This is a genomic window from Micromonospora sp. NPDC049101, assembly GCF_040648675.1.
GTDB lineage: Bacteria > Actinomycetota > Actinomycetes > Mycobacteriales > Micromonosporaceae > Micromonospora.
On sequence record NZ_JBEZED010000043.1, the window covers coordinates 1 to 24,628 of the forward strand.

22 protein-coding genes are annotated in these 24,628 nt (G+C 71.5%); 8 read left to right on the top strand and 14 right to left on the bottom strand.

What is annotated here, in order from left to right; genetic code table 11:
• From AB0B57_RS35150 to AB0B57_RS35165, 4 genes are all read right to left on the bottom strand, one after another.
• Positions 1-1,348, bottom strand: a 1,348-nt coding sequence (locus AB0B57_RS35150) for a non-reducing end alpha-L-arabinofuranosidase family hydrolase (protein ID WP_357080212.1), incomplete at its 3' end; no start/stop codon positions are given.
• A 162-nt stretch (positions 1,349-1,510) separates the two neighbouring features.
• Positions 1,511-3,250 carry a multicopper oxidase family protein gene (locus AB0B57_RS35155; protein ID WP_357080216.1) on the bottom strand — a complete coding sequence of 580 codons (1,740 nt, stop codon included), beginning with the start codon at positions 3,248-3,250 and terminating at the stop codon, positions 1,511-1,513.
• Positions 3,247-3,699, bottom strand: a complete 453-nt coding sequence (locus AB0B57_RS35160) for a DUF6220 domain-containing protein (RefSeq protein WP_357080219.1) — start codon at positions 3,697-3,699, stop codon at positions 3,247-3,249. Before AB0B57_RS35160 ends, AB0B57_RS35155 begins: the two co-directional genes overlap by 4 nt.
• Positions 3,700-3,710: 11 nt before the next feature.
• Positions 3,711-4,700 (bottom strand): carboxymuconolactone decarboxylase family protein, encoded by a 990-nt coding sequence (locus tag AB0B57_RS35165; protein ID WP_357080223.1) that lies wholly within the window; start codon positions 4,698-4,700, stop codon positions 3,711-3,713.
• A gap of 143 nt (positions 4,701-4,843) precedes the next feature.
• On the opposite strand from AB0B57_RS35165, the gene AB0B57_RS35170 reads away from it, so the two are divergent.
• The 3 genes from AB0B57_RS35170 to AB0B57_RS35180 all read left to right on the top strand — a co-directional run bounded on the left by AB0B57_RS35170 (position 4,844) and on the right by AB0B57_RS35180 (position 7,499).
• Positions 4,844-6,028 carry a sensor histidine kinase gene (locus tag AB0B57_RS35170; RefSeq protein ID WP_357080227.1) on the top strand — a complete coding sequence of 395 codons (1,185 nt, stop codon included), beginning with the start codon at positions 4,844-4,846 and terminating at the stop codon, positions 6,026-6,028.
• Positions 6,025-6,687 (top strand): response regulator transcription factor, encoded by a 663-nt coding sequence (locus AB0B57_RS35175; RefSeq protein ID WP_357080230.1) that lies wholly within the window; start codon positions 6,025-6,027, stop codon positions 6,685-6,687. Before AB0B57_RS35170 ends, AB0B57_RS35175 begins: the two co-directional genes overlap by 4 nt.
• 98 nt (positions 6,688-6,785) lie before the next feature.
• On the top strand, positions 6,786-7,499 hold the full coding sequence (locus AB0B57_RS35180; protein ID WP_357080233.1) for a hypothetical protein: 714 nt from the start codon (positions 6,786-6,788) through the stop codon (positions 7,497-7,499).
• 132 nt (positions 7,500-7,631) lie between these two features.
• Here AB0B57_RS35180 and AB0B57_RS35185 read toward each other — a convergent pair whose 3' ends face one another.
• The 5 genes from AB0B57_RS35185 to AB0B57_RS35205 all read right to left on the bottom strand — a co-directional run bounded on the left by AB0B57_RS35185 (position 7,632) and on the right by AB0B57_RS35205 (position 13,974).
• Positions 7,632-11,411 carry a S8 family serine peptidase gene (locus AB0B57_RS35185; RefSeq protein WP_357080236.1) on the bottom strand — a complete coding sequence of 1,260 codons (3,780 nt, stop codon included), beginning with the start codon at positions 11,409-11,411 and terminating at the stop codon, positions 7,632-7,634.
• Positions 11,408-12,607, bottom strand: a complete 1,200-nt coding sequence (locus tag AB0B57_RS35190; RefSeq protein ID WP_357080239.1) for a CU044_5270 family protein — start codon at positions 12,605-12,607, stop codon at positions 11,408-11,410. The genes AB0B57_RS35185 and AB0B57_RS35190 overlap by 4 nt, the downstream gene beginning before the upstream one ends.
• Positions 12,607-13,254, bottom strand: coding sequence for an RNA polymerase sigma factor (locus tag AB0B57_RS35195; RefSeq protein WP_357080353.1), 648 nt, complete (start codon positions 13,252-13,254; stop codon positions 12,607-12,609). Before AB0B57_RS35195 ends, AB0B57_RS35190 begins: the two co-directional genes overlap by 1 nt.
• A 253-nt stretch (positions 13,255-13,507) precedes the next feature.
• Positions 13,508-13,768 (bottom strand): hypothetical protein, encoded by a 261-nt coding sequence (locus tag AB0B57_RS35200; RefSeq protein WP_357080243.1) that lies wholly within the window; start codon positions 13,766-13,768, stop codon positions 13,508-13,510.
• Positions 13,756-13,974 (bottom strand): hypothetical protein, encoded by a 219-nt coding sequence (locus tag AB0B57_RS35205; protein WP_357080246.1) that lies wholly within the window; start codon positions 13,972-13,974, stop codon positions 13,756-13,758. The genes AB0B57_RS35200 and AB0B57_RS35205 overlap by 13 nt, the downstream gene beginning before the upstream one ends.
• A 356-nt stretch (positions 13,975-14,330) precedes the next feature.
• Between AB0B57_RS35205 and AB0B57_RS35210 the strand changes: the two genes are divergently transcribed.
• Together AB0B57_RS35210 and AB0B57_RS35215 are read left to right on the top strand one after the other, a co-directional pair.
• Positions 14,331-15,206 carry a helix-turn-helix transcriptional regulator gene (locus tag AB0B57_RS35210; protein WP_357080250.1) on the top strand — a complete coding sequence of 292 codons (876 nt, stop codon included), beginning with the start codon at positions 14,331-14,333 and terminating at the stop codon, positions 15,204-15,206.
• Positions 15,207-15,215: 9 nt separating this feature from the next.
• Positions 15,216-15,413 (top strand): DUF397 domain-containing protein, encoded by a 198-nt coding sequence (locus AB0B57_RS35215; RefSeq protein WP_357080253.1) that lies wholly within the window; start codon positions 15,216-15,218, stop codon positions 15,411-15,413.
• Positions 15,414-15,513: 100 nt separating this feature from the next.
• Here the strand turns inward: AB0B57_RS35215 and AB0B57_RS35220 are convergent, their stop codons facing one another.
• Positions 15,514-16,281, bottom strand: a complete 768-nt coding sequence (locus tag AB0B57_RS35220; RefSeq protein ID WP_357080256.1) for a class I SAM-dependent methyltransferase — start codon at positions 16,279-16,281, stop codon at positions 15,514-15,516.
• A 372-nt stretch (positions 16,282-16,653) separates the two neighbouring features.
• On the opposite strand from AB0B57_RS35220, the gene AB0B57_RS35225 reads away from it, so the two are divergent.
• Both AB0B57_RS35225 and AB0B57_RS35230 read left to right on the top strand, forming a co-directional pair.
• Positions 16,654-17,481 carry an MOSC domain-containing protein gene (locus AB0B57_RS35225; protein ID WP_357080260.1) on the top strand — a complete coding sequence of 276 codons (828 nt, stop codon included), beginning with the start codon at positions 16,654-16,656 and terminating at the stop codon, positions 17,479-17,481.
• 99 nt (positions 17,482-17,580) lie between these two features.
• Entirely contained in the window at positions 17,581-19,164 is a 1,584-nt protein-coding gene (locus tag AB0B57_RS35230) for a gluconokinase (protein WP_357080263.1), read from the top strand.
• Positions 19,165-19,183: 19 nt separating this feature from the next.
• Here AB0B57_RS35230 and AB0B57_RS35235 read toward each other — a convergent pair whose 3' ends face one another.
• Genes AB0B57_RS35235 through AB0B57_RS35250 form a run of 4 tightly spaced genes read right to left on the bottom strand, consistent with a single transcriptional unit; the run spans position 19,184 to position 23,299 of the window.
• Positions 19,184-20,074 carry an ABC transporter permease gene (locus tag AB0B57_RS35235; protein ID WP_357080266.1) on the bottom strand — a complete coding sequence of 297 codons (891 nt, stop codon included), beginning with the start codon at positions 20,072-20,074 and terminating at the stop codon, positions 19,184-19,186.
• Complete coding sequence (locus AB0B57_RS35240) at positions 20,074-20,973, bottom strand: ABC transporter permease (RefSeq protein ID WP_357080269.1); 900 nt, start codon at positions 20,971-20,973, stop codon at positions 20,074-20,076. Before AB0B57_RS35240 ends, AB0B57_RS35235 begins: the two co-directional genes overlap by 1 nt.
• Positions 20,970-22,082 (bottom strand): ABC transporter ATP-binding protein, encoded by a 1,113-nt coding sequence (locus AB0B57_RS35245; protein WP_357080272.1) that lies wholly within the window; start codon positions 22,080-22,082, stop codon positions 20,970-20,972. Before AB0B57_RS35245 ends, AB0B57_RS35240 begins: the two co-directional genes overlap by 4 nt.
• Positions 22,079-23,299 (bottom strand): extracellular solute-binding protein, encoded by a 1,221-nt coding sequence (locus tag AB0B57_RS35250; RefSeq protein ID WP_357080275.1) that lies wholly within the window; start codon positions 23,297-23,299, stop codon positions 22,079-22,081. Before AB0B57_RS35250 ends, AB0B57_RS35245 begins: the two co-directional genes overlap by 4 nt.
• Positions 23,300-23,483: 184 nt before the next feature.
• Between AB0B57_RS35250 and AB0B57_RS35255 the strand changes: the two genes are divergently transcribed.
• Positions 23,484-24,566, top strand: a complete 1,083-nt coding sequence (locus tag AB0B57_RS35255) for a LacI family DNA-binding transcriptional regulator (RefSeq protein ID WP_357080278.1) — start codon at positions 23,484-23,486, stop codon at positions 24,564-24,566.
• The last annotated feature ends 62 nt before the right edge of the window (positions 24,567-24,628 follow it).

A 24,628-nucleotide genomic window follows, 5' to 3' on the forward strand; every position in this document is an offset into this window, starting at 1 on the left:
TGCAGGCGTCGACAGTCATGGTCTGGTCGGCGCTGGTGCGCAGCAGCTCACCGTGGCTGATGTCGTTGGTCCAGGTGGCACCACTGTTGACCTTGCCGGCGAACGGGTTGCTCTGCGACGCGGCCTGCGGCGTCCACGAACCGTTCAGGCTGGTGGCCGTGAACGAGCGGAAGTACCGGCCGGTCGAGCCGATCGCCTCGACGATCATGAGGTACTTGTTCAGACCCTTCAGCTTGTAGACCTGCGGGGCCTCGAACAGGTTGTTCTGCGTGTCGCTCATGATGGTCGTGTAGCTGCTGCCGAAGTTGCCGGGGAAGTTCCCGATCGGCATGCTGGCCCGGTAGATCTTGCCGTTGTCACCGGCGAAGAACAGGTACATGTTCGTGTCGTCGGCGATCAGCGTCTGGTCGATCGGCCCGGTGCCGGAACCGGTGATGCTCCCGGTGAACAACGTCTGCGGCGCCGACCAGCCGTTCGGGTTGGTCGGGTTGGTCGAGGTCCGGTAGGAGAACGCCGGCCCACCCCACTGGTAGGCGAGCACCCAGATGTTCTTCGGCGCGAAGTAGAACAACGACGGCGCCACCGTCCCCGAACTCATCCCGGTCTGGGTGGCCGAGGCCATCTGCGACCAGTTCGAGAACAGACTGAAGTTCATCGAACCCCAGCTCTTGCCGAAGTCGTGCGTGGTCGCGTAGACGAGCTGCTGGCCGTTGTACGGCGCCACGGTGAAGTCCTTCAGCGACACCCAACCCGACTTCGGGGTGGCCAACACGCCCGTCGACGACCAGCGGTACGTCGAGGGTAGGTCGCACGGGGTCGGCGGCGGGGTCGTCGGGGGCGGCGTGGTGGGCGGTGGAGTGGTCGGCGGCGGGCTCGTCGGCGGCGGATCCGTCGGGGGCGGGCTGGTCGGCGGCGGGGTCGTCGGCGGCGTGCCGTCACCGCACGTCACGCCGTTCAGGGCGAAGCTCGTCGGCGCGGGGTTGCTGCCCGTCCACGACCCGTTGAAACCGAACGACACGGTGGCGTTGGTGCCGATCGAGCCGTTGTAGCTCACGTTCTTCGCGGTGACCGCGGAGCCGCTCTGCGTCAGCGACGTGTTCCACGCCTGCGTGACCGTCTGCCCGGCCGCGTACGACCACGTCAACGTCCAACTGGTCACCGGATCACCCAGGTTGGTGATCGACACGTTGGCGCCGAAGCCGCCCTGCCACTGCGACGAGACGGCGTAGTTCACCGAACAGCCCGCCGCCGCGGCACCGGCCGGCAGCGCCGCGACAACCGACGCCGACACGAGTAGGGCAACGCCGGCCGACGCCAGACCGACATTGGTGTATCTGGATCTGGTCATAGAACACCCTCCTGAGGGGACGGCGGCCCGTACATTGGCGGTGGTCGCTGGCTCGGTGGTTTTTGTGAGCGTTAACAGGCCGCGACAGGTATGTTACGGGAGCGCTCCCATACCCTCAACCTCGAAGTGGCGGGTTTCGATCTCCGGTGCCGGTCGGGCGGGTCACGCGTACATCAGGTGCATCGTCATGCCGGCGTCGGCGTGCGCCAGGTTGTGGCAGTGGTTGGCCCACACCCCCGGGTTGTCGGCCCGGAACGCCACCTCCCACACCTCGCCCGGCCGGACGTCGAACGAGTCCAGCCACAACGGGGTGCCGGCCGCCGGCCGCCCGTCGCGCGACAGCACCAGGACGTGGTGGCCGTGCAGGTGCCACGGGTGCACGGTCGGCGACCGGTTGACGATCGTGAACCGGACGACGTCACCGAGGCGGACGACCTGCGGCGGGATGTCCGGGTCGGCCGCGCCGTTGACGGTGTGCGCGTAGCGGGGCAGCAGATTGTGCAGGTCGAGGCCACGATCGAGAACCAGGGTGAAGGTCCGGTCGAACCGGGACCACGGCACCGCGACGGCGGTGCCGTAGTCGAGCGGATCCAGCACCGGCCAGTCGCCCGTCGCCGCCGACACCGGCCCGGTCGAGTAGACCGCCCGGCCGTCGACGAACAACGCCACAGGCGTGGTCGGCGCGTCGAAGACCAGGTCGTAACGCCCCCCGGCCGGGATCAGCACCGCGGTGTCCACGAGCGACGTCGGGCCCCGCAGGTCAGAGCCGTCGATCGCGGCGACCCGGAACGCCGTCCCGGCCAGGGCGTAGCGATGCGTCGTGCTGTCGGTGTTGACCAGCCGCAGCCGCACGGGCACGCCCGCCTGGACCGGCTCCACCCGTGGTGCGGGCAGCGGAAGGCCGGAGAGGGTGTGCACCGGCACGGTGACGTCGAGGCCGACCATCGGCCCCGGGCGGACCACCAGGACTCCGTAGAGGCCCATCCGCACGCCGACGTCGGAGACCGAATGCGTGTGGTACCAGTACGTCCCGGCCTGGTCGGCGCGGAACCGGTAGACGAACTCCTGGCCGGGCCGCACCGCCGCCTGGGTCACGCCCGGCACCCCGTCCTGGCTGTTCGGCACGTCGTACCCGTGCCAGTGCAGCGTGACGCCGCGCCCGATGTCCCGGTTGCGTAGCGTCACCTCCACCACGTCGCCGACGGTGGCGGTCAGCTCCGGCCCGGGTACCTGGGCGTTGAACGCCCACGCCGCGACGTCCCGGCCACTCGCGCGCACCGTGGCGGTCCCGGCCGTGAGGGTGAACCGCCGGGTCGGTTCGTCGCTGGTCCGCGCGTCCCGATAACCATGGTCATGGGGTACGGCGGGCGTGGCGTCCGGGCCGACGGTCAGCCCGACTCCGGTCACCAACGCGCCGACCGCCACCACGAGGGCCACCCGGGACAGCACCCGGGACGGGCGCACACCCAGAGCGCGCCAGGACACGGCCGTCGCCGTGACGGCCCCGGCCACCGCGAGCAGTCCCGCGCCCACCGACGCCGGGTAGCCGTGCAGGACCGTCACGAGCAGGGCGCCACTCGTGGCGTACCCGGCGAAGAGGAGCGCAGGCGCGACGGACCAGATGTCGCCCGGGACCGCTCGCCACCGCGGCCCGGCCGCGGCCAGCGCCGCGAGCGACAGTGGGGCGGCCACGAGGACCTTCTCCGCCGCGAACCACCAACCGGCGCGGGCGAGCGCGGTGATGGTGATCGCGCGGGCGAGCGTGGCGAGCAGCGCGACGGCCGCCAGCGCCAGCGCGAGCGGGCGGCGCCGGACGGCCGCCGCGGCGCCGCCACCCAGCCAACCGGCGGCCGCGAGGACCGCGATCACGAGGTCGACCACGAGCAGCGAGCCGGTGGTCATGCCGGATCCCCGCTGCGTACGACGTCGCCGGCGGAGTCGGCCGGCTGCGGGCCGGTCAGCTTCCGAGCCCCCTGCAGGACCGCGACCACGACGTGGACGGCGATGATCCCGTTGAGGGCGTGCAGCCCACCGATGATCGGGCCGAGCGGGGTGCTGACGCCCGCCGCGTCGGTGGCCGCGTTGGCAAGCGTGGCGAGGAGCGCCTGCAGGACGACGAGACCGATCGGCAGGAGCGCCAGGCCGATGAGCCGACCCGGCGCCCTGGCCAGTGCCGCGCACAGCGCGGTGAGCAGGGTGAGGACCGGGATGACCGCCATGCCGTTGACGCTGTGCAGGGTGTACGAGTCGTCGCCCACGGGTTTCGTGAACCCACCCACGGCGGCGAAGACGAACTGCAGGACGAACGCGACGAGCAACAGGGCACTGGTGCCGACGAATGCCTTACGCATGGTGGTCTCTCCTAGAGGTGCGCCGAGGTCAGCGCCTGGGCGATGTGCTCGGTGGCCGTGATCGCCCCGTACGCGACGAGCCGTACGAGGTCGGCGTCGCCGGGGTGGGACAGCCGCCAGAGAGCGACGTCACCGACGCTTATCGCGCTCGGCGCGAACGCCGCCAGCAGGGCGATCCTCGTGCCGACGCGATCGGCGCCCGGCACGTCCCGGACCAGGTCGACGGCCCAGTCCGCGGGCCGGGCCGGAAACCGCCCGTCCTCCCACCGCACGGTGGCCGTGACGGTTTGGCGCGCCACGTCGCCCAGGAGGCCCCCGCCCCGTGTGGCGGCGTCCGTCAGGGCCGCGTAGGCGACGCCGACCGGGCTGTCCCCCGCCCAACCGGGTGCCGCCGTCGTACCCGCGTCCAGGAGCGCGAGGCTCCGGCCGGGTTCCTTCGGTTCCCGGGCGGTCTTCGCGGAGAGCCAGCCGCCGACCGAACGCACCAGTGGGGAGCGTTGCAGGCCGCCGGGGAGCAGATCGGGGTTGAGCAGCGCGGACACGATCCGGTTGATGAAGTGGAAGGCGAGCAGGGTGCCGGTGACCTCCGGGCGGTACGGGCTGGCCCAGGCGGACGCGGTGGGGTTACGGCTCGCCTGCGCCCAACCGACGAGCGCGGCGTACCCCGGCTGCGGTGGTGTCCCGTCCCGGACGATGGCCTCGGCCAGCTTCGGCTGGCCCAGCGCGTGCAGCAGCATCGCGTGCGAGTCGACACAGAACTGACAGCGGTTGGCCCGGGACACCGCCGCCGCGACGAGTTCGCGCTCGACCCGGGACGCGTCACCGGCGAGCAGCGCCTCACGCATCAGTGCCCAGGTCGCGGCCAGCACCTCCGGCACGGCGGCGAGCACCTGGAAGGTGGGCAGCGGCCCGAGGAAGTCGTCCGACATCTGCCGGTAGACCTGCGCGGTCCGGCCGGTCGCGGCCGACGCTCTCACTGGGGTGGTGAAGCGGTATGTCATGGGCTCGATGCTCGTCCCGGCGAGCTGGGAAAACGTCGTGCCATCGCAGGCACTTGGCCGGTCGGCGCTACCGCGTCCGCGGTACGTCCGGCTACCGCGGTCGGTGGATGCCGCACGCGGACGGCCCGTTCTACAGTTCGGCGATGCGTCGCGATCTGCCGTACGCCCTCGGTGGCCTGGTCCTCGGCGGCCTCCTGCTCGGCAACGCCGCGCTCACCCCGGACGCCGCCACGGTCGGTGCGCTCGACGTCGCCCTGGTCCTGGCCATGGCAGTCGCCCTGGCGGTGTGCCGGCGGTATCCGGTGGTGGCACTGGCCGTGGTCACCGTCGCCATGTTGGCCGTCCACGTCCGCGTGCACCCCGGGGTGTCCGCCGCGTTTCCCGTGCTCAGCGCGGTCTACGTCGCCGCCTGGCGGGGGCGCCGAGCGGCCGCCGCCGTGGCCAGCCTCGTCTTCCTCGGTAGCTTCCTCACCCGCGACATCTCAATGGCGCCCGCCGGCCGACCGGGCGACCTGGTCGCCGAGCGGACGGCTCTGCTGCTGGGCTGGTTCGTGGCGGCAAACGTCGCGGGGCTGGTGGCGCGGCAACGCCGGGCGTACCTGGAACAGGTCGAGCAGCGGGCGATCGAGGCCGAACGCACCCGCGAGGAGATGGCGCTGCGGCGCGCCGGGGAGGAGCGTCTGCGCATCGCCCGCGACCTGCACGACTCCCTGACCCACAGCATCTCGGTGATCAAGGTGCAGGCCGGGATCGCAGTGCACCTCGCGCGCAAACACGGCGAGCAGCCGTCGGCCACCCTGCTGGCGATCCAGGAGGCCAGCAGCGCCGCGATGCGGGAGCTGCGCACCACGCTCGACGTCCTGCGCTCGCCCGCCGACGAGGACCACGTCGGGCTGGCCCGGGTGGACGAGCTCGTCGAACGGACCCAGGCTGCCGGCGTGCCGGTGCACGTCACCGTCAGCGGCCCGGCGCGGGACCTGCCCGCCGAGATCGACCAGGCCGGGTATCGGGTCGTCCAGGAGGCACTGACAAATGTGGCCCGCCACGCCGGCCCCGCCACCGCACACGTCCACGTCGAGTACGCCCCGGCGCAGCTCACCGTCTCGGTCACCGACGACGGCCACGCGTCGCCGGCTCACCCGGTCACACCGGGCGTGGGCCTGCGCGGCATGCGGGAACGCGTGACCGGGCTCGGCGGTACCCTGCGGGCCGCCGCCAACGACGACCACGGATTCACGGTACGGGCCGCGTTCCCGCTGGACGGCCCCGGCAGGACCGCGCGCTCGCGTGCGGTCCAGCCCGCTCAGCGCGTCGCGGAGTCCCGATGATCCGGGTTCTGCTCGCCGACGATCAGGCCCTGATGCGAGCCGGATTCCGGGCCCTGCTCGACGCCGAGGACGACCTGGAGGTCATCGGCGAGGCCGCCGACGGTGCCTCCGCCGTCCACCTGTCGCGACGGCTGCGCCCGGACGTGGTGCTCATGGACGTGCAGATGCCGGGACTCGACGGCATCGAAGCCACCCGCCGCATCGCCGCCGATCCCGATCTCGCCGCGATCCACATCCTCATCGTCACCAACTACGGGCTCGACTCGTACGTCTTCGCCGCCCTCCGCGCGGGTGCCAGCGGTTTCCTGCTCAAGGACGCGGACCCGGCCGACCTGCTCCAGGCCATCGCCGTCGTGGCTCGCGGCGACGCACTGCTCGCACCGGCCGTGACGCGGACGCTCATCAGCGAGTTCGTGTCCGGCCCACCGCCGGCCGAGCCGGCGGCCGGGCGTGACGTGCTGACCGCCCGCGAGCAGGAGATCGTCGAGCTGGTCGCGGGCGGGCTGAGCAACGACGAGATCGCCGCGCGGATGGTGATCAGCCCGTTGACCGCCAAGACACATGTCAATCGGGCGATGGCGAAGCTGCACTGCCGTGACCGCGCCCAACTTGTCGTGTGGGCGTACGAGTCGGGACTCGTCACGCCCCGCCGTCGATGATCGTCAACGCGGTCCGGGGGCACCCGTCGGCACACGGGGTGGGGCCGACGCACTAACATTGCCGCCGTCCGACGACGGCTCTGCTGAAACGAGGCGACATGCGTTGGCTCCGGCGGTTGCTGGGCGGCAGGCGGGTCCAGCTCGATCCGGGACGCCAGCAGGCGCTGCTGCACGACGTGCAGACCCGGTACGGCCCCCACGCGCGGATCCGGTTCACCGAGCAGGTCGAGGCGCTCACCACGACGCTGGACAGCGACGACGGCCTGGTGGTGGCGGCGCAGATCGTGGGTCAGGTCGCCGACGAGGCCCACGTGGACCTGCAGTCCCAGGCACAGGAGATCCACCGGCGGACGGGCCGGCGGCTGCTGGTGCACCGCCGCAACTACCGGCCGCTGTGGCGGGAGGCCGGTCCCGCACTGCGCTGGCCGCTGTTCGCGCTGCCGTCCGGCTTCCACCCGTACGCGCAGGTGGCCGCCGCTGTCACGGTGGTCGGCAGCCGGGCACCCCGGCTCGACCGGGTGACCGACCCGAACCCGCTGCTGACCCGGGTGTTCGAGGTGCTCGACCTGACCACCGCCGGCTGGGAGTACGGCCGGGTGCGGGTGGACACCGACGCCGCCGCCCTGGCCGATCGACTGATCTCCAGTGCCGGGCAGGTCCTCGCGGCCATGGACGACCCGCCGCGACTGCCGCCCGCCGTCCGGGAGCTGATGCGCCGCAACAACACGGTCGCCGTGCACGATCCGGCCGGGCCACGGGCCGTCGGCGGCATCAACCTGGGCGCGCGGATGCGGGAGGAGTTCCTGGTCTGAGCGCCTCCGGGCGTTACGTGACCGGCCAGCGGGTCCGTTCGTCGTCGGGCACCGGACGGCCCCGTTGCCCACGGCCGGAGACGGTGGGGACTCCGCGGCCACCGCCGACCGACGGAATCCCCACCCACCGCGCTAGCCGCCGACCCGGTACGCCCGGAGCACCGTCTGCTCCACCGCGTTGCCGTCCGCGTCGGCGGCGTTCGCCCGCAGCGACACGTGACCGGCCCGGCTGTGTGGCACCAACGCCAGCCAGCTTGCACCGTCCCGGCTGACCGGCACCGCGTGCCAGCTCCGGCCGTCGTCGTAGGAGGCGGCGACAGTCACCGTCACCACCGGCCGCCCGGCCACCCCGTCCTGCCGGTGCACCGACATCCGCACCGGTCGGCGGTCACCGACCGACACGGTGTTGCGCAGGTCGACAGGTGCGTCGAGGAGCATGCCCAGCAGCGGCAGTGGCTGCCGGCCCGATGCCGTGGCGGACCGGAAGGTCCACGACCCGCTGACCGTCGTGCTCGACCGCCAGGTCGGCGAGTGGTGCGTCGCCGAGGCGGTGAGCCGGTACGTCGCAGCTGCGGCCGGTACGGCGAACTGCCCCCGGCCGGGCTCGGCGACGGTGCCGAGAAGCTGCCCGTTCCGGTACAGGCTGGTGCTGCCCGTGGTGCCGTCATCGAACGCGTCGGTGGGTCTCGGATGGCCGCTGGAGTCGGTGAACATCGGCAACATCACGTCGACCACGTCCCCCTGTCGGCTCACCCACGGCTTGCCGACGTTGTCCACGGTCGGCCCGGTCAACGCCGGCCCCACCACCGCCTTATCCCAACTGGCCGCCGAGTTGGCCCCCGGCCGCAGCCTCAGCTCCGTCCTCGCCACCGCCGGGGAGATGTTGTTTCCGAGCAAGATTCGCCAACTGCCCGGCGTGTAGTACTCGGTACGCCGCAGTGGCGCGAACACCGGCATCGACGCAAACAACCCGTAGTGGTCATCGCCGAGCCGGAGACTAGCGCGGACCTGCCGTACCCCTTCGCCCGCGTCGTGGTAGCTGGTCGGGACGGCGGCCAGTTCCCCGGTCGTCGGCCGGTACGCCAGGTCCGCCGGGACCCCGCCCCGAGCCTGGTAGCCAAGCTGGTAGCGGTATGGACTGACCGGCTTTCCGGTCACGGTCGCGGTGAGTGTCCCCGCACCGGCGAGTTCGACGAATCGGTCCAGCCCCGGGTGTCCGGGTCCCGAGCTGATTGTCGGCAGGGCGAGTGGCTCGCCCGGCCACCCGAACTGCCCGGTCGCCAGCAACACCATCCGGGCGCCCCGTTGCTGAAGCTGGCGTACCACCGGGGCCAGTGCGAACGGTTCCGCCTCATCGGCAGAGGAGGTGAGCACAGCGAGCGCGTCTGCCACGTCCACGTCGGGCAGTTCGCCGGTCGGACCGACCACGAGCCGGACGACCGGAAGTCGCGCGGTCCCCTCGAAGGGTGGTGTCGGCCCGGGCTTCCAGAGCCAGCCGACCCGAACCGGGAACCGTTCCGGTGCGGTCGCCGACAGTTGCAGCATCGGCCGTTCCAGAACCGCCATGTCGGTGAGGCTGAACTCCTCCGCGCTCACCCCGGGTGCGCTGCCCACCAGCACCTCACCGAAGCCCGGTTCGACGATGTTCCCCATGCTGGTGTTGATCGGGTCGCCGGACCACCGCGCGCCGATGACGATATCGCGCAGCCCCTCGGTCGCCGCCGGCTCGTCGGCCACGCCCAGCGGTGCCGCCCGGGCCCACCGGGCGTCCAGGGTCACCGTGGTGTCGTCGGCAAGTGTCAGACCCGGATAACCGAGTACGGCGGTCCGGAGCCCGCCGTTCGGCGGTGGCGGCAGATAGACGCTGGACAGCAGGGCGTACCGCCCGGCGGGCACCGACACCGAACCCGATCCGGACACGAAGTCCCGGAAACCGGCGTTCTGGGCGTCGATGCCGACCACCATCGTGGCGCCGCTGTCGCTGGGCCGGCCCTGCTGGTCCAGCAGTCGGACGGTGACCTCGTGCGTCTCGGCGGCCTGCCGCACCCCGACCGGGGTGCGCACGCTTGTCGCACCGGCGGTGGCGACCACGACCCCGCCGTACGTCCCGGCCCGCTGCTGCCCGGCGAACCGCACCGGGACGGCGGCGCTGCCCCGGGCCGGCACGGTGAGGGTCGTCGCGCCGAGCGTCGCCAGCTGCGGCGGGGCCGGCTGGCCGGCGGTGTCGGCCAGGCTCAGCGCCAGCCGCAGCGTGACAGGCGTCGACCCGTCGTTGCGGTAGGTCAGTTGCCGGGTGCCGCCCGGCGCCCCCCAGGGCAGAGCCATGGCGAGGGACGCCACCTCGGCCCGCACCGGCTGGGTGACGGCCCGGGCCACGTCGATCCGGCCGGCGCCGACGTCGAAGACCCGGGACTCCCGGGCCGGCGCGGCGGCGCCGACCAGGGCCGCCTTGAGCTGCGCACCGGTCCACTCGGGGTGCCGCTGCGCGAGGATCGCCGCCGCCCCGGCAACGTGCGGTGCGGCCATCGAAGTGCCGGAGAGTGGCACGTGGTCGGGGTGGCCGGCGATCCCCGGGTACGCCCCGGTCGCCCGGGCGGCCAGGATCGCCTCCCCCGGCGCGGCCAGCTCGGGTTTCGGTGCCCCGTCCCCGACCCGGGGTCCCCGGCTGGAGAACTCGCTGATCCGATCGGCGGAGTCCACACTGGAGACCGCGAGCGCGGCGTCGGCGCTGGCCGGAGCCGACACCGGCGCGTACGCCCCCCTGTTTCCGGCGGCGGCCACGAAGAGGGTGCCGTGTTCCGCGCTGAGCCGGTCGACCGCCTGGCTGACCGGGTCGGTGCCGTCGCTCGGGGCGCCGCCGAGGCTCAGGTTCACCACCTTCGCACCGGCCTTCGTGGCCGCCCATTCCATGCCGGCGAGAATCCACTCCTCGGCTCCATCGCCGGAGTCGTCGAGGACCTTGCCCACCGCCAGCTTCGCGTCCGGGGCGACACCGCGATGCCGACCGGCCGCCCCCGAGCCCCCGACGGTCGCCGCCACGTGGGTGCCGTGGCCGAACCGGTCCTCGACGCTCCCCGTCCCGGTGAAGTCCTGCGCCGCCGACACCCGACCGGCCAGGTCCGGATGGTCGGTGTCGTATCCGGAGTCGAGGACCGCGACAGTGACACCCCTGCCGGTGTAGCCCGCCTGCCACGCCGTGGGCGCGCCGATCTGCGGGACGCTCCGATGCAGGCTCGCCCGGTAACGGGCGTTCAACCACACCTTCCGGACGCCGCCGCGGATGCTCCGGGCCGCCGGGTTCGCCTGGCGGACCAGGTCCGCCCAGAACCGGGCCCCCGTCGCCTTCGGCTGGTCGTTCGCGGTCAGGTTCAACCCGGGCAGCACCCGGCGGGCCCTCGTTCCCGCCAACGGGACCGCCCGCCGGGCCTGGCCGGGGTCGGCGTACTGGACCAGCAACGGCAGCACCGGACTGGCGCTGTCGTCGTACCCCTGAGCCAACAGGCCGGTGACGTCGAACAGTCGCTCGTCGAGCAGGTCCGCCCGGAGCAGGGGTACGGCGTCGGTCGGGACCACGTACCAGGCGCCGTCACGCTGGTAGCGGGCGTACGAGACGGCCCGGGGCCGGACCGGAGCGGTCCCGTCCCGCCCGGCAGCCGGCGCAACCGAGGGTTCACCCTCCGGATCCAGCCGGACCACGTCCCCGGTTATCAGCGTCACCGTGCCGGCGGTCCTCGGCACGCCCCGCCCGGCACCGGCCGTCGCGCCGCCGCCGGCTGCCCGCGTCGATCCGGCCGAAGGGGCACCGGCCGCCGCGTACGACGGCACAACCGTGAGGAGTGACGCCACGGTCAGTGCGACGGCCAGTAGTCGCCGTCCACCGCCGACCCGGAACCAGCTCTTCCCGGCGGTCATCGGACCTCACCGACCCGGTCGACGATGGTGAACGTGGGCACCTGTACTGCCGCCACGGTCCCGGCCGGTATGCCGCGCGCCGTCCGGATCTGCACCGAACGGAAGCCGAGCAGTTCACGCCCCGCGGTGTCGAAGACCAGTTCCTCCCGCTGGGTCTCGTCCCCGGTCGACTCACCGGCGCGGCCGATCGCGACACCCTGCCGACCAGCCAGTTCGACCCGGCCCTCGACCCGTTCGACTCCGGGAATCAGTGCGACCGCCTGGTAGAGGGCCGCCCGAACGTCGGGAGGCATGATCGGGGCGACCTCCCGAAGCAGGTCCAGGACCCTGGTGAAGACCTGTGCGTCGGGAGAGTGCTTGTTCTGGTCGCCGACCGCCTCCCGCAGGGTGGCCAGTAGCCGGGCCGGATCGGTCGGCAGGCTCGCCAGGTACGCCGGCGTCGGCCGGTAGACGTCGCCCGGGTCCCGGACCGCCGGGCAGCTCGCACAGTCGGCGGGCGGCTGGTAGTCGGGCGCCGGCCCGTACTCCTCGACCTCCGGCGGGGCGGTCAGGTCGTACCCGAGTTCGCGGGCGAGCTTGGCGTCGGCCGGGGTCAGCGGGGTACGGCTGACCCCCTCGGTGATGCGCATCCGCGCCGTCCGCAGGCCCTCCACGGTGTACCACATCTCGTGCCGGCGAGCCACCCAGACCCTGGCCAGCGGCCCGGCACCGTCGATATCGCCGATCAGCGACAGGGACCGTTCCTCGCCCACCCGGTAGATGAACTGCCCTGGCCGGGCCTCGACGGCCCGGTCGAGCCGGGCGTTCGCGGCGACCAGCCGCAGCACCGTCCCGGCGTCGTCGCCATCGCCGATCGGGACCGTGGCGGGGAGGCTGCCCACCCCACCCCGGTCCGGGCCGGCGGGAACCGTCGCCGGCCCGAGGATCGCCGGCACGACAAGCGCCGTGGCAACCGCAGCCGAGATGCCGAGCCCGCCGAGCGACACGTGCCACCACCGAGCGCCGAGCCGGTCGCTGCGGCCCGCCGGCCGGGTACGCACCGCTGCGACACGGCGACGCCACGGCGACGCCACGGTGCCCGCCGCGGATTCGGCCCGAGCCTGCACGAGCAGGGCCGCCCGGGCCCGCGCCGTCGCGTCGGCGGACGGTGCCGGAGCTTTCCCCAGTACGTCGCGAATCATCCGCACGTCGTCCATCACAGGTCCCCCAGGTCTCGATCGTGGCCGCTCGGATCGGTGTCGCCAAGCGCCTCGCGCACCTTGCGACGCGCCCGGCTGAGCCGGGAACAGACCGTGCCGTACGGAATTTCCAGGGCTGCCGCGACCTCGTGATAGGTGAGTTCGCCGAGCGCGACGAGCAGGAGTACGTCCCGGTCCCGGGCCGAGAGTGCGGCCAGTGCCCTGGCCAGATCGCGGTGCACGCTCTGCGCACTGACCATCGCGGCTATCCGCTCGTCGTGACCGACGACGGACTGGTCCTGCGGTGCCCGGGCCATTGCCCGGTAGCGCCGCCGCTCGCTCCGCCGCTGGCGGCGGACGAGGTTCGTGGCGATGCCGTACAGCCACGCCCGGACGTGCCCGCCCGGTGCGCGCTCGGCCGGGGCAGCGTCGTCGGCGGGGTCTCCCGCATCGAATCGGGTCCGCTTGGCAAAGGCGATCAGGAAGGTCTCCGCCGCCAGGTCGTCGGCGGCGGCCGGGCCGAGCCGGTTCGCGGCGAACCGGTGGATCTCCGGGTAGTACCTGTCGAAGAGCAGCGCGAACCTCTCCGGCTCGGCGCGCGACAGCCTGATCAGGACGACGTCGGCCACCGCGCCGAGGTCGTCGGGCGGGTCGGTGCCGGCCAGGGAGCCGGGAGCGACCGCACACACGGGTGGCCCGGTCACGAGACGGTTCCGGTCATGGATTGTTGTCCTCCAGGGAGCGTCATGCGTCTGACACCCCTCTACGCCCGATGACAGCGATCCCCTTCACGCCCGGCGAAGGCGTCCACGGAAGCCATGGTGCAACCCCGCCACCTGGCGCACCGCCCGCACCCCGTTCCCCGCTTCCTACATGGACGTCGTGCGCGGCCAAGGCCGGTTGCGAACCGGCACGCTCTCAGGCCATCACGCGCGAACTGGACAGCCCCGGCTGCACGCGCCGTTGGATGCGCAACCCGGCCCGCAGGACGTACAGCTCACGCTTGGCCGTGGCCAGCCCCTTCGCGTCGAGCACGTACCCGGTGAGCCAGATCCAGTCGTTGTACGGGTCGGTCTCGCCGATCGACACCAGACGCAGCATCAGCGCCCGGTCGCCCGAGAACTGCACCGAGCAGGCCGCCCCGATCAGCACGACGTCTCCCGGCTTCACGGCAACCACCCGAGGAACCTGCGGTACACGGTGTCGGCGGGAGCCCAGGACATGTCCCGCATGGCTGCGGCGAGGTGCGATCCCAGGTAGCCGGCCAGTGCGACCGGCGACGTGGCGTACTCATCCAGCAACTCCCCTCGGCGCGTGGCGCACGGCCAGGGCCTGTCGCATCCCTCGCACAGCCACAGCGGCAGGACCGACCCGTGTGCGGTCATCGGCTCTCACCCGGCCAGTGACCCCGGTTGATCGGGATCCGGTGTCTGGCTCGGCACGGCAGCTCGTTCCCGCACCTGCAGACGTTGCGCCACTTGATCCACGACCACACCGGCCAATGCCGGCGAGCCAGGGTCATCGCTACCGCCGCCAGGTATTCGCCATAGGGAACGTGCCGGCTCATCTCCGCCCTCACTCGTGGGGGACGCGGCAGCACAGCTACGGAAAGTGATACGGCCACCACACCCACGCAACACCGTCTCACGCATGATGCGAAATTCGCAATATGCGGATACACTGATTGTGGAAGCTCGTATTGCGAGAGGAAGTCACGTTATGCGTATGGAAGGATGAAGGCATGGCTACCCGTCAAAGCCCCACGGTCCAGCGCCGGCGCTTGGCACTCACCTTGCGCAAGCTCCGGGAGCGGGCCGGGTTTACCTCGGTAGAAGCTGCTCAGCGCGTCGACCACGATGGGAGTTGGCTCAGTCGCGTCGAGACGGCGGAAGTCCGGCCGCACCCCAACGACGTACGGGCACTGCTGGCGCTTTACGGCGTAGATGACGACCAGGCCGAAGCCGTGATAGCCGTTGCGCGTCAGGCGAAGCAGCGCGGATGGTGGCAGCGGTACGGCGACGTCCTGCCGGACTGGTTCGCCGCTTACGTCGGCATGGAGTCCGAGGCGTCGGTCATCCGCACCTATGAGTGCCAGATGTTCCCCGGGCTACTCCAAGACGAGGCGTACGCTCGCGCGGTGTTCCAAGCCGGCCCGATCCCTCTGCGCGAAGACGAGCTTGAGCGGCAGGTGTCACTGCGGATGGAGCGGCAGAAGATCCTGACGGGGGACGATCCACCGATATTCCGTGTGGTCATCGACGAGGGAGCCGTACGACGGGTGGTCGGAGGTCCCGATGTGCTTCGCGCGCAGCTCAACCGACTCATCGAAGAATCGACCCGAAGCAACGTCCAGGTTCAGTTGCTTCCGTACTCGTCCGGGCTCGGCTTCGATGGCAGCTTCGTGATCCTCGACTTCCCACCGATGCCTGCACCCTACCCAGATGCGGCCGAGGAACGGATGGTCTACGTAGGCACGCTGACAGGCGCGCTATATCTGGATAGACCCGCTGAGATTTCGGCGTACGCTACCGCCCACGAGCAGCTACAGGCCGTCGCGCTGGGACCGAAGCCGACCCGAGATAAGCTGCTCGCGCTGACACACGAGCTGGTCAAGTAGGAGGACGGGATGGACTGGAGTCGCGCTACCTGGCGCAAGAGCACTCGGTCAGGGTCGACCGGGAACTGTGTCGAGGTGGCGGACAACCTCCCGGCCGTGGTCGCTGTCCGTGACAGCAAGGACCAGCAGGGACCGGTGCTGTCGTTCGGCGCGGGTCAGTGGGCCGGCTTCGTCCAGAGCATCAAGGGCGGCAAGTTCAACGTCTGACACCGGCGCCCGGTGGGGTGAAGCGCTCGGATTTCCTTCGTCTTCGGCGTTCGGCGGGCCCACGGACGATCGGCGGGATCAACCTGGGCGCCCCCGGGCGTTACTGATCGGGGCGTCGACGGGCGAGATGCATGATGATGTCTGCGGAAAGCTCGACCCGCTGGGGCAGGATCTGCTCGATCTGGCTGAGGACCTGCTCCCGCTGCGAGGTCGGCAGCGTGAGATACGCCGAGATCGTCGACAGATGTCCGACGTAGTCGCGCGCACTCACCGTCAGGCGACGCTTGATCACGGTCTGCTGGACGTCGACGAACCATTCGCAGCGTTGGAGTTCCGTGCCGGGCCACTGCATGGCCTGCCCCGGGGGCGTGCCGTCTGGAGATGGGATCTCGTCGCTCGTCAGGAATGGTGCCCTGGCGGCGCGGACGGCGTCCGCCGCCGCCGGGTCGGCCAACTGGGTTGGTCCGCCGAACGAGGCGAACACGCCGCCTGGTTCCAGTAGCGCGGCCACCCGTGACCACCGACCCTTCGGTGTGGTCCAGTGCAGTGCCGCCGCCGCGTAGACCAGGTCGTATTTCGCGCCCAGCCGGAGGGCCTCGAACGCGGCCCGCACGGTCTCGACGCCGGCTGGCACGTGCTTGCGCAGCTCGGCGAGCATGGCCCCGTCCGGCTCGGTCGCGGTGACCGCGACGCCCGCCCCGGCGAACAGCCGGGTCGCCTTGCCCGTGCCGGCGCCGATCTCCAGGGCCGTTTGAATCGGCCGATTCCCATACGTCAGCACCAGTTCGACAAGCTCGGCCGGGTACCCCGGTCGGTACCGTTCGTACTGTTCCGCCACCATCCCGAAGCTCAGTGCGCGAGCAGGCATGCCGACGATCCTGTCACCACTCGCACCCCGGCGTGGGGCGAAATACCAGCGGATCAGCGAACGCCACGACCGCAGCCGCGTTCTGGCGGCGCGCCCACTGCTCTCTGGAGATCTTGGACAGTTTCCGTCCAGACCGGACGGGAAGTGTCCAAGATCTACGTTCACCGGCCACGGCAGCACCATCGCGCCCGGATGTTGACCGACAACGGCTCCTGACCACAAGTCCACGCAGCCTGGGCATGGCGGCGATCGACAGCACCGTCGCCGGTCTGCGGCTTGCCACCGGAATGTCGAACCGCAACACCCGCTCGGCGGCATGGAGCGGATAGTCCTCGCGCCACCCGTCTCCGAGTGGTGACGCGGTGAGGCAGCATGACCGTCATGCAGACGGTTGCCGCGATCCGGCGTTACCCGCTCAAGAGCGCCCGGGGGGAGGCACTCACCGCGACCGACGTCGAGCAGACCGGTCTGCGCGGCGACCGGACGTGGGCCTGTATCGACCGCATCGACGGGACGGTCGGCAGCGCCAAACACCCACGACGATGGGGGCGCCTGCTCGATGTCGGCACGAGCATGCGGGACGACGGCCCGGAGACGACCCTGACACTGCATGTCGACGGCACATCGGTGCCAGCCGGAAGCGCGGCGGCAGATACCGCACTCAGCAAGCACCTGGGCCGCCCGGTGCGGCTGAGCCGCGAGTTGCCGCCCGACGCGAGACTGCACCGGACGTTGCCTGACGACGTAGGCATGGTGCCCGATTGGATGGACGGCGCCCGGCCCGGTCAGGACACCATCACGGCGATCGCGGGCGCGGGGCGGGTGGGCCGGTTCGTCGACTTCGGCGCCGTTCACATCGTGACCACCGGCGCGTTGTCTCTGCTGGGTGAGCGCATGGGAGGTGGCAGTGTGGCCGCTACGCGGTTTCGTCCGAACCTGGTCATCGACGCACCGCGTGACCCGGAACCGGGGCAGGAACTTCGCCTGGGCGATGTCGTGCTCCGGGTGGTCCTGCCCACCCCGAGGTGCATCGTCCCCGGACTCTCCCAGGCCGAACTGCCGGCCGACCTCTCGGTGCTGAGCGCCCTGGCCCGGCACTACCGCATCCCGGTGGCCGGGCTCGGGCGGGCAGCCTGCTTCGGGACCTACGCCGACGTCGTCCAGCCAGGCCGATTCCGAGTCGGGCAGGTCGTTCACTGACCGAGGCCGCCGTCTTCAACCCTGACCTCTGGCTCGCACGACACGGCAACTGTGCGCAACCGCTTGCCCACCCGTCGAACACCGCTCGACCATGTGCTCATGGGGCCGGAGCGTCGTGTCATCCTCGGGGTCGACGTGGGCACCACCGCCGTGCGGGTGGGCGCGTTCGCGGTGGACGGCTCCGCCCGACACGTCCGGACGCGGGCGTACCCCCTGCTCCAACCGCTGCCCGGCTGGCAGGTCCAGGATCCCGACGTGCTGGTGGCGGCCACCCTGGCGGCGGTGTCCGCGTGTGTCGCCGACATCGCCGGGGCGGAGGTCGTGGCCCTCGCGGTCAGCTCCCCCCGGTACGGCGTGATCGGGCTGGACGCGGCACTCAGCCCGGTGACGCCGCTGCTGACCGGGCGGGACACGCGCTCTGCGGAGGTGGCCCGCGACCTGCGGGTCTCCGGTCAGAGCCGGGAACTGCACCGGCTTACCGGCACGCCGGTGCACCCGGGCAGCCCGCTGTGCAAGCTGATCTGGTTCGCCCGTCACGAGCCGTACCTCTGCACCGCGACGCGGTGGTGGATCGGCCTGAAGGACTACCTGGTCCATCGGCTGACCGGGACATTGGTGACCGAGCTGTCGTCGGCGTCCGGCACCGGCATGTTCGACGTGCACCGGCGGGTGTGGAGCACCGGCGTACTCGATCTGGTCGGGGTGTCCGGCAGCCAGCTGCCGCCGGTCCTGCCCACGACCGGCGTGTTGCGGCTCTCCTCGGCGGCCGGGCAGGCGGTCGGCCTGCCGTCCGGCACACCTGTCGTGGTGGGCGCGGGTGACGGGCCGTCGAGCAGCCTGGGCATGGCGGCAATCGACAGCACCGTCGCCGGCCTGACGCTCGCGGCCACCGGGGCCCTGCGGACGGTCGTCGCGGCTCCGCTCGTCGACCCTGCGGAGATCTTCTCCTGCGCCGCGCTGACCGAGGACGCGTGGGTGGTCGGCGCGACTGTCAACAACGGCGGCAACGTGGTGCGGTGGGCCGGTGGCGCCCTCGACCCCGATCCTCGCCCGGCGTCCGACGACCAGCTCGCCGCGCCGGAGCTGCTGGCGCTCGCCGAACGGGTCGCCCCGGGCAGCGACGGCCTGGTGATGCTGCCCTATCTGCGGGCCGACCGGGCGTCGGCGGTGGATCCCGGCCCGCCGGGCGCGTACCTGGGCTTGCGCAGCGAGCACTCTCGCGGTCACCTGGTACGGGCCGCCGTGGAGGGTGTGTGCCTGCACCTCGGCGGTGTCCGGGACCGCCTGGCCGAGCTGACGCCGATCGGCAGCGTTCGGCTGGCCGGCGGCGCGTTCCGATCTCCGCTGTGGCGTGCGGTGATGGCCGCGGTCCTGGACTGTCCGACCCAGGTGGCGGCCGAGGACGATGACGCCGCCCTCGGTGCGGCGGCGCTCGGGCTCTTCGCGATCGGCCTCGCCGCCGACCTCACCGAGGCCGTCACCCGGCTCAGTCCCGAGGGTGCCCGCGCCGAGCCGGTCGCGGTCGACCCAGCCCTTGCCGCGACCTATCGCGGCCTGCGCGCGAAGCTACCCGTACTCCGCACGGTCGTGGGCCGGGTGGGCGAGATCCTCGACGAGGTGGCGGCCGGGCCGGGCCTCGGCTGGCGGGCCACCACGGCGTCCCGGGACGTGGTGGGCGGCTGACCGGGCCGGCCGTCGGGCGTCAATGCTCGGGGTCCTCCTTGACCTGGGCCACGAGCTGGGTCGGGTTGACGTAGCGCAGTGCGACGACGAGCAGCACGAGCATCATCGACGTGTAGATGACCGCCATGGCGTCGACCGACTGCTGCGCCCGGATCCCGGACGCGGACATCGAGTAGTAGAGCGCCACGACGAGGGTCTGCGAGTCCGGCCCAGCGGTCAGGAAGGTCAGCTCGAACATGCCGACGGTCCGGACGAGGACGAGGATCGCGGAGGCGAGGATGCCCGGCACGAGCAGCGGCGTGAGGACCCGGAGGAACACCGTACGCAGACCCGCGCCGCACATCCGCGCGGCGCTCTCGATGCGCGGGTCGATCTGCTCGATGAACGGGGTCATGGTCAGGATGACGAAGGGCACCGAGGGAACGAGGTTGGCGAGCACCACCCCGGACATGTGCCCGGCCAACCCGAACTTGTAGAGGACCGTCGCCAGCGGGATGCCGTACGTGATCGGGGGCATGAGGATGGGCAGCAGGAACACGAGGAAGATCAGCCGCTTGCCGGGGAAGGACCGTCGCGCGAGGACGTAGGCCGCCGGCACTCCGATCAGCAGCGCGAGACCCACGACGAGTACGGAGACCTCCAGCGTCACGACGATGACCTGGAGAAGGGCGAACTCGTCCCAGGCCCGGCCGTACCAGCTGGTGGTGTAGCCGTCCGGGAGCCAGGTGTCGAACCAGCGCTGGCCGAACGAGCTGACCAGCACGGACGCCACGACGCCCAGCAGGTTGACGAAGAAGAAGATGACGACGCCCCACACGATCCAGGCGGCCGGCCGGGCGGCGATGCGCCGCCGCCTGTCGGTGCCTGTCGCGGGGGGTCGCGCTGGTGGGGCCTGGGTGGTCGTTGCCATCAGCCCTTGCCTCCGGTGGCGCCGGTGTAGAAACGACTGCGCGCGGCCAGGACCACCGCAATGACGACCAACTCGACGAAGCCCATGATCATGGCGATCGCCGACGCGTACGGGTAGTCGTACTGCTCGTACGCCGCCTGGTAGGCGGCGAGGGAGATGACCCGTGTCTCACCGGCCGGGTTGCCGACCAGGACGGCCGACGGGAACACGCTGAACGCCAGCACGAAGGTCAGGCAGAACGTCGTGGCGAGGCCGGGCATCAGCAGCGGGAGGGTGATCCGGGTGAACCGGCGACGCCAGTCCGCGCCCAGGGTCGCGGCCGCCCGTTCCAGGGTGGGGTCGATGCCGGAGAGGTAGGAGAGCACCAGCAGGAACGCGAACGGGAAGCCGGTGATCACCAGCGAGAAGAACACACCCCAGTAGTTGTGGGTCAGTCGTACCGGCTCGTCGACGAGGTGCGTGGCGAGCAGGATCCGGTTGAACCAGCCGGTCGGGCCGAGGAAGTTGAGCAGCCCCTGGGCGGTGAGCACGGTGCCGAGCGTGATCGGCACGACCAGCAGCGTGGTGACCAGCCGCTTGCCCCGGAACCGGCCGCGCATCCGGTAGGCGATCGGCACGGCGGCGAGGACGTTCAGGAGCGCGGCGGGCAGCGCGATCCGCAGCGTGATCCAGATCGTGCCCCGCTCGTACGCGTCGGAGAAGAACCGGGCGTAGTCGCTGAACGGCCCGCCGTCGGTCGGCTGGAACGACAGCGTCAACCCGTAGAAGAACGGGTAGAGGAACAGGGCGATGACGAAGACCAGCGCCGGGACCAACAGGAGGAGCTGACGGTCGATGCCCCGTTCGGCGAGCCGGTGTTGCCAGTGCGCCACCGGTCGGCCGGGCCCGGCGGCGCTCACCGGGTCGCCGCCGGGGCGTCCGCGAGACGGTCGGCGTCCGCTGTGGCGCCGGCGGGATAGACGAGCAGCCGCTGCGGGTCGACGGCGAGCTTGACCTGGTCGCCGGGCGCGATCCGCTGCTCGGTACGCAGGTGCAGCGACTGGCCGGTGTCGGTGCGCGCCTCGGCCGCCAACTCGCGGCCCTGGTATTCCACCACCTCGATGGTCGCCGACAGGGCGTTGGAGGTCCCCCCGGCCCCGTCGACGCGGATGTCCTCGGGGCGTACCGCGACCACCACCTCCGTACCGTCGACGAGGTCACCGACGGCCTCGCCGAGCAGGCGTTGACCGGACGACTCGACGGTGGCCCGGCCGCCGTCGCGCCGCACCACCCGGCCCCGCCACAGGTTGCGGTAGCCCATGAAGTCGGCCACGTGCCAGTTCGCCGGCCGGGTGTGCAACTCGCGCGGTGACCCGATCTGCTGCACCCGCCCCTCCCGCAGCACCACCAGCCGGTCGGCCAGGGAGAGCGCCTCCTCCTGGTCGTGCGTGACGTAGACGGTGGTGAGCCCCAGCGACTGGTGCAGCCGGCGGATCTCGGTCCGCATCTCCAGCCGCAGTTTGGCGTCGAGGTTGCTCAACGGCTCGTCCATCAACACCAGCGACGGCTCGAACACCACGGCGCGGGCGATGGCGACGCGTTGCTGCTGCCCACCGGACAGTTGACCGGGCAGCTTGTCGACGTGGTCCTCCAGTCGCACCAGTCGCACCGCCTCCGCCGTACGCCGGCGCGTCTCCTCCTTCGGCAGCCGCCGCATGCGCAGCCCGAAGGCGATGTTCGCCCGCACCGTCAGGTGCGGGAAGAGGGCGTAGCTCTGGAACACCATGCCGAAGCCGCGGCGCTCCGGTGGCAGGGTGTCGATCCGCCGCTCGTCCTGCCAGATGCTCCCCCGGGTCAGCGGCAGGAGCCCGGCCAGGCAGTTCAGGGCCGTCGACTTGCCGCAGCCGGACGGGCCGAGCAGGGCGATGAACTCGCCCGTCTCGATGGTCAGGTCCAGGTCGGTGAGCGCGTCCTGACCGCCGAACCGACGGGACACCCCGTCCAACCGCAGGTGGGAGAAGGCACTCATCCCTGCTTGACCTTCCCGCCGCCGATCTCGCGGTCCCAGCGGTTGAACGCCGCCACCAGGCTCTTCGCGTCCAGCGGCACCTCGGTCGGGTTGCCGGCGATCAGCGCCTCGTACTCGGGGCGGCCGAACTCCCGGATCGCGTCCTGGCTCTTTTGCGGCGCCGAGGTGAGCCCGACGTCCTTCACGGCCGGGCCCGGGTAGAAGTAGCCCTCGTCGTACGCCTTGGCCTGCTGCTCGGGGGTGAGCATGAACGCCAGCAGGGCCAGCACCGCCGCCTGCGTGTCGGTCGAGACGCCCTTGGGCAGCACGGCGTAGTGCGCGTCGGTGACCCAGTGGAAGCCGTCGAGCGTGGCGATCCTGGCTTCCTTCGGCACCGTGCCCAGCACCCGGGGGTTGATGTCCCAGCCGGTCGTGCTGACGATCAGGTGAGCCGTGCCGTTGGCGAGGTTCTTCATCGTCTCGGTGGTGCCGGACGGGTAGTAGTCCACGTACTGGCCCAGCTCCTTGAGGAAGGCCCAGGTCTTGTCCCACCCCGCGGTGGGGTCCTTGGGATTGGCGTCGCCCAGGATGTAGGGCAGGCCCATCAGGAAGGTGCGGCCGGGGCCGGAGTTGGCCGGCCGGGCGTACTGGAACTTCTTGGGGTTGGCCCGGGCCCAGGCGAGCAGGGCCGCCGCGTTGTTCGGCGGCGTGGCCAGCCGGGCCGGCAGGTATTCGAGCAGCGGACCGGACGGGTAGTAGGTGACGGTGACGCCGGCGTTGCCGGCGAGCTGCTGCATCGCGGCGGCCGGTGCCAGGTAGTCGCGCATGCCGCCGAGGCGGTCCTGGAACGTCGGCAGCAGGTCGAGCCAGAGCCCCTGTTCGATGCCCGCCGCCAGCCCGTCCACACCGGTCAGCACGAGACCGATGTCCACCCGGTTCGCGCCCTGCTGGGCCTTGATCTTGCCGGCCAGCTCCGGTGCCGGTGCCTTCGAGTAGGTCACCCGGGAGATCACGTCGGGGTTCTTGGCCACGAAGTCGTCGATCATCCCCTGGGTCAGCTGCAGGTTGCCGGCTACGTCGAGGACGTTGAGCGTCACGGCCCGACCGGGCCGCTGCGGCACCTCACCCGTGGTGTCGCCGGTGGACTTGCCGGGACCCTCCGGTGCGCCGCACCCGACCGCGCCCACGAGGAGCGACGATGCCGTGACCAGGAGAGCCTCGCGCCGCGTCATACCCATGAGCTGTTCCCTCCGCCAGGTGTCATCCCGCTGATTCAGGCAGCTGGCGTGCCGCGGCGGCAATGGGTTGCCATGTATTGCCTCGCGCGAATGCGTTGGCGGCCCCGGAATGTTGCGGGGGCATTGCCGAGTCCGCACCGCCGTCATACCATGATCACGGCGCGTAGCCGGGAGGAGCATGCAGATGCCCGACCACAGCAGGCCGCCCGACAAGAGGGTCACGATCTACGACGTCGCGAGCGCAGCCGACGTCTCACCGTCCACGGTGTCCCGCGCCTTCTCCAGGCCGAGCCGCGTCAACTCGGAGACCGCCGAGCGGGTCCGGCAGGTCGCGGAGCGGCTGGGCTATCGGACCAACCCCCTGGCGCGCACCCTCGGCACCGCCCGCACGCACATGATCGCGCTGGTCATCGCCGACATCACCAACCCGGTGTACGCCGAGATCGTGCGCGGTGCGCAGGAGGCGGCGACCGACAGCGAATACACCACAGTGCTGATCGACGCCCAGGAGTCCGACCGGCTGGAACGGGCGGCGATCGAACGCACCATGTCGACTGTCGACGGCATCGTGCTGGCCAGCAGCCGGATGTCCGACTCGGCCATCCGGATGTTCGCCAAGCAGCGGCCGGTGGTGGTCCTCAACCGCGCCATCGCCGACGTGCCCTGCGTCGTCACGGACAACCCCCGGGGGGTGCGGCGGGCCGTCGAACACCTCGGTGAGCTGGGGCACGACCACATCACGTACGTCGCCGGGCCGGAGGCCTCCTGGCCCAACGGCATCCGCTGGCGGTCGCTGCTGGAGGCCGGCATGGAGCTGGAGATCAAGGTACGCCAGATCGGCCCCTTCAGCCCGACCATCGCCGGCGGCGAGCGGGCCGCCGAGGAGCTGTGCGCCCGGCCGGCAACCGCCGTCCTCGCCTTCAACGACCAGATGGCGATCGGCCTCATCCGCGGTCTCGGTCAGCGGGGCGTCGACATTCCGGGCGACGTCAGCATCGTGGGTTTCGACAACATCGTCGCGGCCGACATCGTCACACCCGGGCTGACCACTGTCGCGGCACCGCTGTACGCGGAGGGCTCGGCCGCGACCCGACACCTGCTCACGATGATCGAGGGGGCACCCGGGCACACCGGTCGACCGATGGTCCTCCCGGTACGCCTTGTGGTGCGCCACTCCACGGCCCCCCGCAATCCGAGCCCGGGTCGGGCCCGATCGCCCTGGGTACGGCAGCGGCCGACGCCCAACCCGGCGGCGCACCTGTGGTGAGGGCACGCGCGACAAGAAACGACAACTCCTTGCCCAGCCCGCGACACCCCGGACACGATCGG